This is a genomic window from Streptomyces wuyuanensis (genome assembly GCF_900103455.1).
GTDB classification, from domain to species: domain Bacteria; phylum Actinomycetota; class Actinomycetes; order Streptomycetales; family Streptomycetaceae; genus Streptomyces; species Streptomyces wuyuanensis.
The window spans coordinates 25905-38487 of record NZ_FNHI01000006.1; the positions used below are offsets into that span (position 1 = coordinate 25905).

Annotated in this window: 10 protein-coding genes; 1 reads left to right on the forward strand and 9 read right to left on the reverse strand. The window is 72.1% G+C overall.

Features of this window, described 5'->3' with window-relative positions:
- Window positions 1-62: 62 nt before the first annotated feature.
- The 6 genes from BLT82_RS10760 to BLT82_RS10785 form a co-directional block, all read right to left on the reverse strand.
- On the reverse strand, window positions 63-602 hold the full coding sequence (locus BLT82_RS10760) for a bacterial proteasome activator family protein (protein ID WP_093653908.1): 540 nt from the start codon (window positions 600-602) through the stop codon (window positions 63-65).
- Window positions 603-711: 109 nt separating this feature from the next.
- Window positions 712-3570, reverse strand: coding sequence for an ABC transporter permease (locus tag BLT82_RS10765; RefSeq protein WP_093653687.1), 2859 nt, complete (start codon window positions 3568-3570; stop codon window positions 712-714).
- A complete protein-coding gene (locus BLT82_RS10770) occupies window positions 3567-4325 on the reverse strand; it encodes an ABC transporter ATP-binding protein (RefSeq protein ID WP_093653688.1) in 759 nt (252 codons plus the stop codon). Before BLT82_RS10770 ends, BLT82_RS10765 begins: the two co-directional genes overlap by 4 nt.
- 219 nt (window positions 4326-4544) lie before the next feature.
- Entirely contained in the window at window positions 4545-5159 is a 615-nt protein-coding gene (locus tag BLT82_RS10775) for a PadR family transcriptional regulator (RefSeq protein ID WP_093653689.1), read from the reverse strand.
- Window positions 5160-5338: 179 nt separating this feature from the next.
- Window positions 5339-6250, reverse strand: coding sequence for a hypothetical protein (locus tag BLT82_RS37115; protein WP_093653690.1), 912 nt, complete (start codon window positions 6248-6250; stop codon window positions 5339-5341).
- 237 nt (window positions 6251-6487) lie between these two features.
- Entirely contained in the window at window positions 6488-8134 is a 1647-nt protein-coding gene (locus BLT82_RS10785; protein ID WP_093653691.1) for a protein kinase domain-containing protein, read from the reverse strand.
- A gap of 310 nt (window positions 8135-8444) precedes the next feature.
- On the opposite strand from BLT82_RS10785, the gene BLT82_RS10790 reads away from it, so the two are divergent.
- Window positions 8445-10076: a protein kinase domain-containing protein gene (locus BLT82_RS10790; protein ID WP_093653692.1), complete on the forward strand. Its 1632-nt coding sequence runs from the start codon at window positions 8445-8447 to the stop codon at window positions 10074-10076.
- A 20-nt stretch (window positions 10077-10096) separates the two neighbouring features.
- Here BLT82_RS10790 and BLT82_RS10795 read toward each other — a convergent pair whose 3' ends face one another.
- The 3 genes from BLT82_RS10795 to BLT82_RS10805 all read right to left on the reverse strand — a co-directional run bounded on the left by BLT82_RS10795 (window position 10097) and on the right by BLT82_RS10805 (window position 12508).
- Window positions 10097-11155: a phosphotransferase gene (locus BLT82_RS10795; protein WP_093653693.1), complete on the reverse strand. Its 1059-nt coding sequence runs from the start codon at window positions 11153-11155 to the stop codon at window positions 10097-10099.
- 48 nt (window positions 11156-11203) lie between these two features.
- Window positions 11204-11605, reverse strand: coding sequence for a pyridoxamine 5'-phosphate oxidase family protein (locus BLT82_RS10800; protein WP_093653694.1), 402 nt, complete (start codon window positions 11603-11605; stop codon window positions 11204-11206).
- A 243-nt stretch (window positions 11606-11848) separates the two neighbouring features.
- Complete coding sequence (locus BLT82_RS10805; protein ID WP_093653695.1) at window positions 11849-12508, reverse strand: response regulator; 660 nt, start codon at window positions 12506-12508, stop codon at window positions 11849-11851.
- Between the last annotated feature and the right edge of the window lie 75 nt (window positions 12509-12583).

Consider the following 12583-nt stretch of genomic DNA (forward strand, 5'->3'; position numbering starts at 1 on the left):
GTGCCGATGTCGACGGCCCCGCCCTCCACCAGGGGAGCGGGGCCGTTCTGCGTGAGGGGAACTCAGAGGTAGGGGCCCGAGCGGGCGGCACCGCCGTGGATGGCCTCGTCGTCGGTGGGGGCGCCCGGGGGAAGGGCACGGCGCATCTGCTCCAGCTGCGCTCGGGCCGCCATCTGCTGGGCGAACAGCGCCGTCTGGATGCCGTGGAAAAGCCCCTCGAGCCAGCCCACCAGCTGGGCCTGGGCGATGCGCAGCTCGGCCTCCGAGGGAACGGCCTCGTCGGTGAACGGAAGCGACAGCCGCTCCAGTTCCTCGACCAGTTCCGGTGCCAGCCCCTCTTCGAGCTCCTTCACCGAGCTCGCGTGGATCTCCTTGAGCCGGACGCGGCTCGCCTCGTCCAGAGGTGCCACCCGCACTTCCTCCAGCAGCTGCTTGATCATGCTGCCGATCCGCATGACCTTCGCAGGCTGTTCGACCATCTCCGTCACCGGGACCTCGCGTGCCTCGCCGTCACCTTCACCGCCGCCGAGTGCCATCCCGTTCTGTCCCACGATGAGGACCGGGGGGCTCTCCTGCGACCGTTCATTCCTCGGCATCTCCATGCCGTCCATTCTCTCGCACATGTGGTTCACCCCACGGTGTGCCCCCGCACCGAGGTGATCCACCCTGGTGCGGGGGCACGATTTCGTACCGCGTGTCCCGGAGGGAGGCTCAGCTCGCCTCGCGGCGGGCCAGCGCTCCCCGGGACCGGGTGACCAGTGCCGCCAGTACGGCCGCGCCGAGCGGCACCGCGACCAGCAGGGCGGCCAGCGTCTCCCACGGGATGACGATCGTGGACGCCGGCGGGGTCAGGCTCCCGCCCCAGCCGGAGTCCAGGGCCTGCTCGTACCACTTGAGCTCCTGGCGGTGCTCGGTGAGCCGCAGGCCGATCGCCGGCAGGACTCCGGCGGCCGAGCCGAGGAGTACGCCCATCGCGGCGATGACTCCGCACTGGAATCCGCTCAGTGTCCGGCGGACCCGGGGAGGGGCTCCCACGGCCGCCAGCGTCTTGAGGTCGGCTTCCGCGTCGGCCTGCGCGAGCCCGGTGGCGATACCGGCCGCTCCGATCGTGATCAGTCCGGCGAAGACCGTCAGGGCGAGCAGGACGATGCTGTTGTCGCTGGAGTAGCCCTCCTCGATGTGCAGATCGATGCTCGCACCCGTTTTGTCGAGCTCGCCCTCCAGCTTCTGCCGCTGCTCGCTGCTGGGTACCCGGTCCGTGGAGTAGTACGCACCGAGCGGGACGGTGGTGAGGCCGGACGCCTTGGCCGCCGCCGGAGGCAGGATCATGGCCACGCCGTAGGCGTTGACCTCGTCGGCCGCCTGATGGGCGGGGAAGGACTTGACCACACCGGGGACCTCCTTGTCCTCCTCGATCGCCCGGTTCGCGGCCTCCATGTCGGTGATCAGCCTGATGCCGACCGCACCGCTCGTGTCGAGGTTGCGCTTGTCGAAGGAGACGGCCTTGCCGTCCGCCAGGGCCTTCGCGGCGGCGGGATCGTCGACGGCGAGCACCTTCAGCAGCTTCTCGTCGGCGATGAGCACCCCGCTCTCCGTGTAGGCCATTCCGGAGCTCTCCTTGCACCGCCAGTCCTTGGCGAGTGCCCGGCGCTGAGCCTTGGAGAACTTCTCCGCGGGATCCTCGCCGTCGGAGGTGCTCCACAGCGGGCACTGGTTCGCCTTGGGCACGACGATCTCGTAGGAGCCGCACTCCTTGCCGCCGCCGTACGGCGGGCAGCCCTTGTTCCCGACGACGATCCGGTCCACATCGGCGCGCACGTCCACGGGCAGGTACTTCTGCACCATGGTGCGGGCCGCCGGAACGTCCCGTCCGCCGCCTTCGGTGATGACCATGGAGACCGCGCCGTGCGGCAGCCGCGCTTCGTACGAGGCCTCCGCCTGGGCGTCGGTGCTGGAGGCGTACGTGGCCACGGCGACGGTCCCGGCGACCGCGGCGAGCACGGCGGCCACCGCCGGTGCCGTACGGCCGCGGTTGCGCACGGCGTCCCGCAGCGCGAGCCGCGGCGACAGCGGCAGCCAGCGACCGGACCGGCCGAAGAGGCCGACCAGCGCGGGCGTCATGGCGACCACGCCGAGCTCCGCGAGGGCGCTGCCGCCCGCGACGATGATGAACTTCTCGGTTAGCAGCGACCCGTAGAGGGCGATCGCCGCGCCGAGCACCACGGCGACCAGCCCGAGCACGGGCAGTACCCGGTTGCTGCGGCGAATACCGCGGCGGCCGGTGAGTGAGGCCAGAACGGTCTGCCGAGAGGCGGTCACGGCCGGGACGATCGCGGCCAGCAGACCGGTGACCACGGCGAGCAGCCCGATGCCGAGCAGTTCCAGGGGCCGGATGTCGAAGCTGCCGAAGCGCGCACCGATGTAGTCCTCCAGCAGGGGGCGCAGCGCGAAGGTCAGCACCAGGCCGAGGACCGTGCCCACGACAGCGGAGGCGAGGCCGATCACCAGTCCGCCGGCCAGCACGATGGCCCGGATATGGCGGCGGTCGCCGCCGTTGGCGCCGACCAGCCCCAGCTGGCGGCGTGAGCGCCGGGCGCCCACCGCGAAGGCGGGCCCGGCCAGCAGACAGATCTCCAGCATGGCCAGACCGACGACCGTGCCGACCGCGGCGAGCGCGGCGGCCTGGGCGGCGGTGCTCTGCCCGTAGTCCCTGCTGTCCCAGCCCTTGTGCTTGTACAGCGGCACGTCAGCATCGGCCGGCGGGGAGAGCTGCACGGCGCGCGACAGCACCGAGACGCCCTTGGTGTTGATCTCCTGGACCATGTTCCACGTGAAACCGCCCGGAACACTGACCAGGTAGCTCGTGGACTTCCCGGTGCCCGACAGCCCGTCTGCGGCGAGCGCCTTGTCGAGGGGGTCCAGCAGCGCGCCGGGGAGCGCGTTGACCTGGTCGCTCTTCAGCGAGTCCGGCAGTTCGTAGGAGCCGGTGATCGTGTACTCGTGGTCCAGCCCGCGCGCCACCAGCTTCGAGCCCACGCTCAGCCCGCTGGACTCCAGGAAGTGGGTCGTCGCCGCCACCTCGTCGGGGGTCTTCGGGAAGCGCCCCCTGACCGGCGTCATGATGCCCTCGGCCATCGGATCGGCCGCCCTGAGCTCCCGGATCTCCGCGTTCAGCAGCCCGTGCGCGGTGCGCAGCTTTCCGGAACCGGCCGAGTCCTCCAGGTACTTCGTGCCGGCCGGGAGGGCCTTGCGGACATCCGTGCTGCCCTCGGGCCAGGGCTTGTCCTCGAAGTCCCCGACGGGGTCGACACCGTTGCCGTCCGGGGTCTGGTGGATGGGCACACCACCGGTGTGGGCATCCTTCACCTGGGCGTCGGCGCGGCCGAGTGTCCGCTCCAGGGACTGCTCGGTGGAGAGTTCGGCGCTGCGCAGGGTCAGATCGGCGGCGCTCACCCCGAGGATCGGCAGGGCGATCATCGCCAGGACGAGGAAACTGCGCCCCTTGGAGCGGACGGCGTCGCGGCGGGCGATACGGATCGCTGCGCGCCAGGAGTGGTACCAGTTCCTCACCGCTCGGCCGCCTGCCCGCTCAGCAGGGAGTCCGCGTCGCTGCGCACGGTCTGGTCGACGACCGAGCCGTCGCGCAGGAAGACGACCCGGTCCGCCCAGGCGGCGAAGCGCGGCTCATGGGTGACGAGGATGCCCGCAGCCCCCGCGTCGCAGCGGGTGCGCAGCAGCGCGAGGACGGACTCGCCAGTCTCCGAGTCAAGAGCGCCGGTCGGTTCGTCGGCGAGTACCAGGCGGCGGTCGCCGACGAGTGCGCGGGCGATCGCCACGCGCTGCTGCTGGCCGCCGGACATCTCGTCGGGGAACCGGTCGGCGAGATGACCGAGACCCATCTCGTCGAGGGCCGCAACGGCCTCGGACCGGGCCTTGCGGGCCGAGTGGCCGTCGAGTTCGCGCGGCAGCGCGATGTTCTCCGCGGCCGTGAGCGCCGGTATGAGGTTGTAGTCCTGGAAGACGTACCCGATGCTGCGCCGGCGCAGGGCGGCGAGCGTCTTCCGGTCGGCGGTGGTGATGTCGGTGTTCTCGACGATCACCTGGCCCGACGTCGGTGTGTCCAGCCCGCCCGCGATCGTCAGGAGCGTGGACTTTCCGGAGCCGGACGGGCCCATGACGGCGACGAGTTCACCGGGGAACACATCGAGGTCGACACCGCGCAGCGCGTGAACTTCGGTGGCGCCGCTGCCGTGCACCCGGGTCAGATTCCGTAGTTGCAGAACGGGCTGCTGGGGCTGGTGGGGCTGGTGGGATTGGTCGGACATGAGGGGTCCCCCTTGGGCGTACGCCTGAGGCGTACCTGAGCGGATGTGGAAGGCGGGGTGCCTGGGAGGCGCCGGGGCGAGATGCCGGGACGGGCCTTTGGAGACGGCCGGACGGAGGGCTCGCGCCCCGCCTGGCGAACGACGGGGTCCTCACCCCGGTTGACGCCGCTGGATCGACGCCGGCGCTGGACACCTCCCCTGCAGAGCAGGGGCGACGACTCAGCCGGGCCTCCCCCGGTGACCGCGAACGGGCGCCGGAGCCGGGGCGGGTGGGGGTGCGGGCTCCGGGCGCTGTTCCGCCGCTGCGGAGAGCCGGATGAGCCGGGCCTCGCAGTGGTCGAGCCAGCGGGCTTCCGCCTCGGTCTGGAAGATGAGCTGTTCGAGCACGAGCAGCCAGGCGATCTCGTCCCGGTCGGCGGGCGCCGGTTCCAGTGCCTGGGCCTTGAGCCGGGTGTAGTCCTGCATCGCCTTCACGGTGTGGCGGCGCTGGGACTGGATGACGTCGCGGATGTCGACGGCCGGCGCACCGACCGCCATGGCGAGCTTGATGGCCAGCTCGTCCCGCGCGGGGCTGGTCCGGTCGACGGGCCGCTCGAACCAGGCCCTCAGCTCGTCCCGCCCGGCGTCGGTGATGCCGTAGAGCGTGTGGCCGGCCTCGTCCTCGCCGTCCTGGACGACCATGCCGTCGCGCTCCAGCCGGTTCAGGGTCGTGTAGACCTGGCCCACGTTGAGCGGCCAGGTCGAGCCCGTACGCGATTCGAACTCCGTGCGGAGCTGGGAACCGTAGCGGGGACCGTGTTCGAGGAGGGCGAGGAGCCCGTGCCGGATCGACATACCGAGTATGTATACCGGGTATGCCGACGACGGCCAACCGCCCTGAGACGGACGTCGGGCGTAGGCCGTACGGGGGACCCCCGGGCCAGCGGAGGATGACACCGGTGTACGCACCCGGACGAATCGGGGCGATGAAGGGCCGGACCGGGGGCGAACAGGTGGACGGCGCGGTGCGGGGCTCAGCCGCGGCGCAGCCGCAGCCCCATGTATCCGAGCCCCAGTCCCATGAGGGCACAGCCGGCGCCCAGTGTCAGCACCGGGATCTGGCGTTCGAGCGGCTGGGACACGGGCTGCGGGTGGGACTCGCCCGCGGCGGCGGGGGAGGCGTCGTCCGCGGAGGTGGGTTCCGAGGGTGACGGCTCGTCGGGCACGGCCTGCGACTCGTCCTCGTCCTCGGTGCGCGGCGTCATGTCCTCATCGGGCTCGCGGCCGCGGTCGACCCCGTGCTCATGGCCGTCGTGGCCGTGGGGCCGATCGGGTGACGGCGACGCGTCGAGCGAGGGAACGGCGGTCCGGCCGGGGCGCAGCCGGCCCTCACCCGCCTGACGTCCGGCCAGCGACGCGGTGGGCGACGGATCGGGCCGTTCGGCGGCCGTCCCGGCAGGCGGTGTGCCCGGTTTCCCGGGGTGCCGGGGCGCCGCCGGACGATCGCCGTCGCCGTTGTCCGGCGACGGCGTGCTGCCCTCGACCCTCGGGGCCGACGGTGAGCCGTGCGCCGGAATGCCGTGGCGATGCGTCGGACGGTCCGGGCCGTCGTCGTCCGCGCGACCGCCCTGCCCCCCGGAGTACCCGCGTTCCTCGCCGTGCCCGTCTCGGCCGTAACGGCCGCCCCCGCCGTGCGCCTCGCCGCCGTGGGGGCCGCGTTCATCGCGTGCCTCGCCGCCGAACCGCCCGTTCCGCGCGTCCCCCTTGCGTCCGGGGCCGTAGTGACGGCCGTCCCGGCCGCTGTCGCCGCGCTGTCCCTCTCCTTCTCCGCGCGCGTCCTCGGCGTGGGTCAGGGGGCTCTCGGCGTAGGCGTACGACGCCACGGGCAGGGTGAGCGCCAGTGCCGCGAGGGTCGTCGCGCAGTGCGTGCGGAGCTTCGGAGTCACGGAGTGACCCCCTCCCGAGCCAGGTCGCCGAGGTTTCGGACTCAGCGTCACATGGCCGGGTGTTTCCGGCATCCCGGGCAAAACCGGACTGCTTGACGGTGAGCGGTCCGGCACGAAAGCGTGCCGGACCGCTCACGGTCAGGGCCGCTCACGCTCGGGGCCGTTCGCTCTCGGGGCAGAGGCCCCCTCGGCGTGCGCGGGCGCGCCGCTCGCTCCCCGGACCGCCTCGGCCACGGCCTAGTACCCCGGGTCCCCCGTGCCGACCGTCAGCTCGAAGGTCTGGTTTCCCGGCACCACGGCGGTGCCCTCCGTCGGGAACTGGTCGATGACCTGGTCCTCGGCGAACTGCGGGTCGTCCTTCTCCGTGACCTTGAACTTCCAGCCCGCCGCCTGCAGGCACGACTTGACGGAGATGACGTCCTTGTACGTGAAGCTGGGCGCCCGGACCTTCGCCGGGTCGTCGCTGTCCTCCTGGGCGTCCGTGCACTCGTCCGTGTCCATCGTGCGGTTGCGCTCCGGGGGCTTGTGGCCCGCCACCGCCGACCCCGTGGGCGACGGGTCGGCGCCGCCACCGCCCTTGTCGTCGCCGTTCAGGGCGAGCGCCGTGATCACTCCGCCGACCGCGAGGAGCGCCACGACGATCGAGCCGACGATCACCGGCATGTTGCGCCCGCCGCCGGACGACGCCGGGGCGCCGGGCTGCTGGGGGGAGAGGTGGTACGTGTGCGGCGCCGGGGCCTGGTTCTGGTACGCCGGAGCCGGAACCTGGTGCGGGTAGCCGTAGCTGGGGGCGGGGCCGGGCACCGGACCGGGGGCGGGGGTCGACGGGCCGTACGGGCCGGGCTGGTACGGCTGCTGGACGCTGTGCGGGCCCGGGGCCGGGGTGGACTGGTCCACCGGCGGGAAGACCGCGGACGCGACACCCGAGCCGCTGTTCGTCGTCGGTGCGCCCTGCACGATGACCGGCGCGTGCGTCTGGCCGGCACCCGCGACCCGCAGGCACTCGTCGCGCATGGCGGCGGCGCTGGGGAAGCGCTCGTTCGGGTTCTTCTTCAGCGCACGTGCGACCAGCGCGTCCATCGCCGGGGTCACCGAGCGGTTGATGGACGACGGTGCGACCGGCTCCTCCTGGACGTGCGCGTACGCGATCGCCAGCGGCGAGTCCGCGTCGAACGGCAGCCGGCCCGTCAGCAACTGGAAGAGCATGATGCCGACCGAGTACAGGTCCGAGCGGGCGTCGACGCCGCGTCCGAGGGCCTGCTCGGGCGAGAGGTACTGCGGGGTGCCGACCACCATGCCGGTCTGCGTCATCGACGTGACGCCCGACTGCATGGCGCGGGCGATGCCGAAGTCCATGACCTTGACGACGCCGCGCTTCGTCATCATCACGTTGCCCGGCTTGATGTCCCGGTGGACCAGGCCCATCTCATGGCTGGTCTCCAGCGCGGCCAGCACGTCGGCGGTCACCTTGAGCGCCTTGTCGGCAGGCATCGCACCGAACTGCCGCGTGTCCTCCTGGAGGACGGAGCCGAGCGGCTTGCCCTCCACGTACTCCATGACGATGTACGGCATGACGCCGCCGTCGCCCGCGGCGGAGCCGCTGAAGGCCACGGCGTCCTCACCGGTGTCGAAGACGGAGACGATGTTCGTGTGGGACAGCTTGGCGACGGCCTGCGCCTCGCGCCGGAAACGCTCGCGGAAGGACTGTTCCCGGCCGAGTTCGGTGTGGAGGGTCTTGATGGCGACCTGCCGGTCCAGCGCACTGTCGTACGCCAGGTACACCGACGCCATCCCGCCTTCGCCGAGCAGGTCGCGAAGCTGGTACCGGCCACCCGCCACCGAACCGCCCGCGTAGCGGCCGCTCTGTGCCCCGTCCTGGCTCATGACTGTGCTTCCCCCTAGGCACGCACACCGACGAGCGGTGGCCGCGGTGATCCGGATTACGTGGCAAGTCTGCCCGAGGGCAGTGACACGTCAAGCCGGGTGCCCGTTCCGTGACCGTACGCACAAGAAGCGTCTCGCAAGCGTTACAGGAACCGGACGCGATTTGCTCACGCGCAACGGCAACGGGTTTGATGACCGGTCCATCTCGGACCGGCGCGTCACCGGAAGCCTGTAGCGTGACGTGTCGAACCACCGAGAGACGCCGCTCGCGCGCAGCGCGCGGCGCGGCAAGACACGACGGCGAGGACTGATGGCACCCGAATCCGAACCACATGGCGGCGGAGTGTCGGATGCTGCGGACTCCTGGGGCGTCGGCGGGCTCGTCGGCGACGGCCGTTACCGGCTGACCCACCGTCTTGGCCGGGGCGGTATGGCGGAGGTGTTCGCGGCGGAGGACGTCCGTCTCGGCCGTACCGTCGCCGTGAAGCTGCTCCGGGCGGATCTGGCCGAGGACCCGGTGTCCAAGGCGCGCTTCACGCGCGAGGCGCAGTCGGTCGCCGGCCTCAACCACCATGCCATCGTGGCCGTGTACGACTCCGGCGAGGACGTCGTGGACGGCCAGTCCGTGCCGTACATCGTGATGGAGCTGGTCGAGGGCCACACCATCCGCGACCTGCTGATCAACGCCGAGGCGCCGCCGCCCGAGCAGGCGCTCATCATCGTCTCCGGCGTCCTCGAGGCCCTCGCGTACTCGCACCAGCACGGCATCGTCCACCGCGACATCAAGCCCGCGAACGTCATCATCACCAACGGCGGCGCCGTCAAGGTGATGGACTTCGGCATCGCCCGTGCGCTGCACGGCGCTTCGACGACGATGACCCAGACCGGCATGGTCATGGGCACGCCCCAGTACCTCTCTCCCGAGCAGGCGCTCGGCAAGGCCGTCGACCACCGGTCCGACCTCTACGCCACGGGCTGTCTGCTGTACGAACTGCTCGCGCTGCGCCCGCCGTTCACCGGTGAGACACCGTTGTCCGTCGTCTACCAGCACGTCCAGGACATGCCGGTGCCCCCCTCCGAGGTCTCGGACGTGGCCCCGCCGGAGCTGGACGGGCTCGCGATGCGAGCGCTCGCCAAGGACCCCGACGACCGGTTCCAGAGCGCCGAGGAGATGCGGGCGCTCGTGCAGTACGGGCTGCAGATGCTCCAGCAGCAGGGCAGCCACACGGGCGCCTGGAACACCGGCCCGGTCGAGATGCACGAGGGCGGCCACACGCCGGCGCACGGCATGATGGGCGCGACGGCGGTGATGGGTCACCCGCACCACGGGGAGACCTCGCAGGGCCCGCTCCTCCCGCCGCGCAATCCCGAGGACGGCGCCTACGCCACCGGGCCCGGCGGCGGCAGGGGCGGCAAGGGCAAGGTGTGGCTGTTCGTCGCGCTCGCGGTGATCGCGGTCGTGGCGGGCGTGGCCTTCGCGCTGGACCGGGCCGGCAGCCCGGGCACGAAGCCGAAGGACGACCAGAAGGTCTCCAACACCCCCACCTCGTCCGATCCTTCGCCGACCCCCTCCGAGGAGCAGCCCGAGGAGGAAGAGGAGCCGGACCAGGGGACGAGCGGCAACCAGGGCGAATGGCCGCCGAGCGAGCGTCCCTCCCAGCAGGACCCGTCGCCTTCGGAGCCGCAGAGCCCGAGTCACGACCCCTCGGACACGCCCTCGGACACCGAGGGCACCACGGAGGGCACGACGGAGGGCTCGACGGAGGGCAACACCAGCGAGGGCACGACGGAGGGGACGACCGAGGGCACCTCGACCGGTACTTCGGCGGGCACGGACGCGGGCACCTCGACCGGTACTTCGGCGGGCACGGACGCGGGCACGACCACGGGGACGACCGAAGGCGCCGACGCCGGCACCACCACCGGAACCACGGCGGGCTGACCCGGGGCGGGCGGGCGCCGTCAGCCGGCGAAGGCCTCGCACACCGCCTCGTACTCCCGCGTCCACCACACCGCCAGGGCCGACACCGCAGGGAACTGCGGGTCGGCCCTTCGGTCGTGCAGCTGGTAGCGCCAGCGCAGTATCCAGAAGTCGTTGAGCCGCTCCCACCACACCCGGTGCACGGCGGCGGCGAGTTCCACCGGATCGGCCCCGGCCGCCCGCCGGTAGGCGCGCGCATAGGCCCGTACCTTCCCCAGCTCGAGCTTCCCCGAGGGCCGGACGAAGAAGATCGCCGCTGCCCGCACGGCCTCCTCGGCCCGCGGATGGACACCCAGCCGGTCCCAGTCGACGATCGCGGCCGGTTCCGCGCCCCGGTGGTCGCCCCGGTAGAGCAGGTTGAGCGGGTGGAAGTCCCCGTGCACCCAGCCCCCGGCGGCGGCCGGCGGCGGCCGGCGGTGCGCGTGGCCCTCCAGCAGGGCGCGGCGCTCCAGCAGCCGGTGCTCGGCGAGGGCGTCGAAGCTGTCCCTGGGGCGGTGGGAGCGGGCCAGCCCCAGCAGTGCGTCGATGAGGGCGAAGGTCTCCTCCGGGTCCGCACTCTCGTGCGGGCGGACCGGGCCCCGGCGCTCCCCCGGCTCCGCGTCCATGACCCGCTCCAGACCGGTGTGGACCAGGCCGAGGAGCGCGCCCAGCCGGCGGGACTCGACGGTGGTGAGCTGCGCGCCGCGGCGGTGCCGGCCGTCCACCCAGGGGTGCAGGGCGTAGCAGCGCCCGCCGATCTCGGCCACGGTGTCCCCGGAGCCGTCGGCCACGGGCGGGGCGACGGGAACGCCGAGCGACTGGAGGCGGCGGACGGCGCGGTGCTGGCGGGCGATGGTCGCCCGGTCGGCGGTCGGCTCGTCGACGTGCTGTTTGAGGAAGTAGGCACCGCGCGTGGTGGCGAGCCGGTAGCCGCGGTTCAGCAGTCCCTGGGTGACGGGTTCGCAGGAGAGGGGTTCGCCGGCGTCCTCGTACCTGCGCAGCAGCGCGGCGACAGGGGGTGGGGCAATGGGGGGTGGGGCAGTAGCAGATGAGCGCGGCACCCGTCAGATGTTAGATCACCCAGCGTGTCGCTGATGTCGCTGCCGGGATCAGTCCAGCGTGTGCACCGTGACAAAGCGGGGCGTGAGGCGCATGTAGACCGGTTCGAAGGGCTCACCGTCGACCTGGCGCGGGCTCGGGCCGAACCGCGTGATCTCGTCCTCGGTCGGCAGGGTCAGCTCCGCGGTGCCGGTGATCTGGACCGACCAGCGGACCGCCGCGGCGGAGTCGAGGTCGTCCGCGCCGTACGCCACCACCGTCCCGGCGCAGGCGTGGTGGTAGCCCGGGCGGCGGTGCAGGCGCAGCAGGACGCAGCCGCCGGAGACGACGTGGCGGGCGGGTACGACGGTCAGCATGGCGCTCATGGTGGTGGCCAGCCGGCCGTAGCGGACCCGGGAGAGCAGTTCGACGGCGCGGAGTTCCTCGGCGGAGCAGAGATCCTGGATCGGCATGGACCCACTCTCCGGGCCCCGCCCGGGCCGGGACCAGAGCCGCCCGCCCCTCTCCCAGGGGGCCTTTCGTCCCGGCCGGCCGTGGCCTCCGGCGGGCCCGGCCCCTCGCCGCCCGTGCCTCCGCGCCCACCGGCCTTCCGTCCGTCCGCCCAGCCGGCGATCCCCGGCCCCGGGCGGACGTACCTCACCCGGACGGCTTCGGCCCGTCCGGGTGGATTCCGGCGCTCCGGGTGTACGGGTGCCTCAGTGCCGTTCGGCCTGGAGCCGTGCCACGTAGGCGGCGGCCTGGGAGCGGCGTTCCATGCCCAGCTTGGACAGCAGGCTGGAGACATAGTTCTTGATCGTCTTCTCGGCCAGGTGCAGCCGCTCGCCGATGGCCCGGTTGGTCAGCCCCTCGCCGATCAGGTCCAGGATCCTGCGCTCCTGCTCGGTCAGGCTCGCCAGCTTGTCGTCGGTCTTGGGGGCGTTCCCGTCCCGCAGCCGCTCGAGGACGCGCGCGGTCGCGACCGGATCGAGCAGGGACTTGCCCGCCGCCACGTCCCGCACCGCCGTCAGCAGCTCGGACCCGCGGATCGCCTTCAGGACATAGCCCGAGGCCCCGGCCATGATCGCGTCGAAGAGCGCTTCGTCGTCCGCGTACGACGTGAGCATCAGACATTTGATGTCCTCGTTCTGCGAACGCACCTCCCGGCAGACCTCGACGCCGCTGCCGTCGGGGAGGCGCACATCGAGGATCGCCACGTCCGGGCGCACTGCAGGGATCCTGACCAGGGCATCTGCCGCCGTACCGGCCTCGCCGACGACCTCGATGTCGTCCTCGACGGAGAGCAGTTCGTACACGCCGCGGCGCACGACCTCGTGGTCGTCCACCAGGAATACGGTGATTTTTCCTTCTTCGTGCACGGCCCAAGTCTCACATACTCACTCTTCCCATGCCGGGGTGACCGGGATAACGTGCCCGTGTTCCGGCAGCCGGCA

Coding starts and splice junctions, on each gene's coding strand:
- BLT82_RS10800 (WP_093653694.1), bottom strand. CDS start 11,605: ATGCCGATCCAGGATCTCTGCTCCGCCGAGGAACTCCGCGCCGTCGAA.
- BLT82_RS10775 (WP_093653689.1), bottom strand. CDS start 5,159: ATGTCGATCCGGCACGGGCTCCTCGCCCTCCTCGAACACGGTCCCCGC.
- BLT82_RS10760 (WP_093653908.1), bottom strand. CDS start 602: ATGGAGATGCCGAGGAATGAACGGTCGCAGGAGAGCCCCCCGGTCCTC.
- BLT82_RS10790 (WP_093653692.1), top strand. CDS start 8,445: ATGGCACCCGAATCCGAACCACATGGCGGCGGAGTGTCGGATGCTGCG.
- BLT82_RS10770 (WP_093653688.1), bottom strand. CDS start 4,325: ATGTCCGACCAATCCCACCAGCCCCACCAGCCCCAGCAGCCCGTTCTG.
- BLT82_RS10785 (WP_093653691.1), bottom strand. CDS start 8,134: ATGAGCCAGGACGGGGCACAGAGCGGCCGCTACGCGGGCGGTTCGGTG.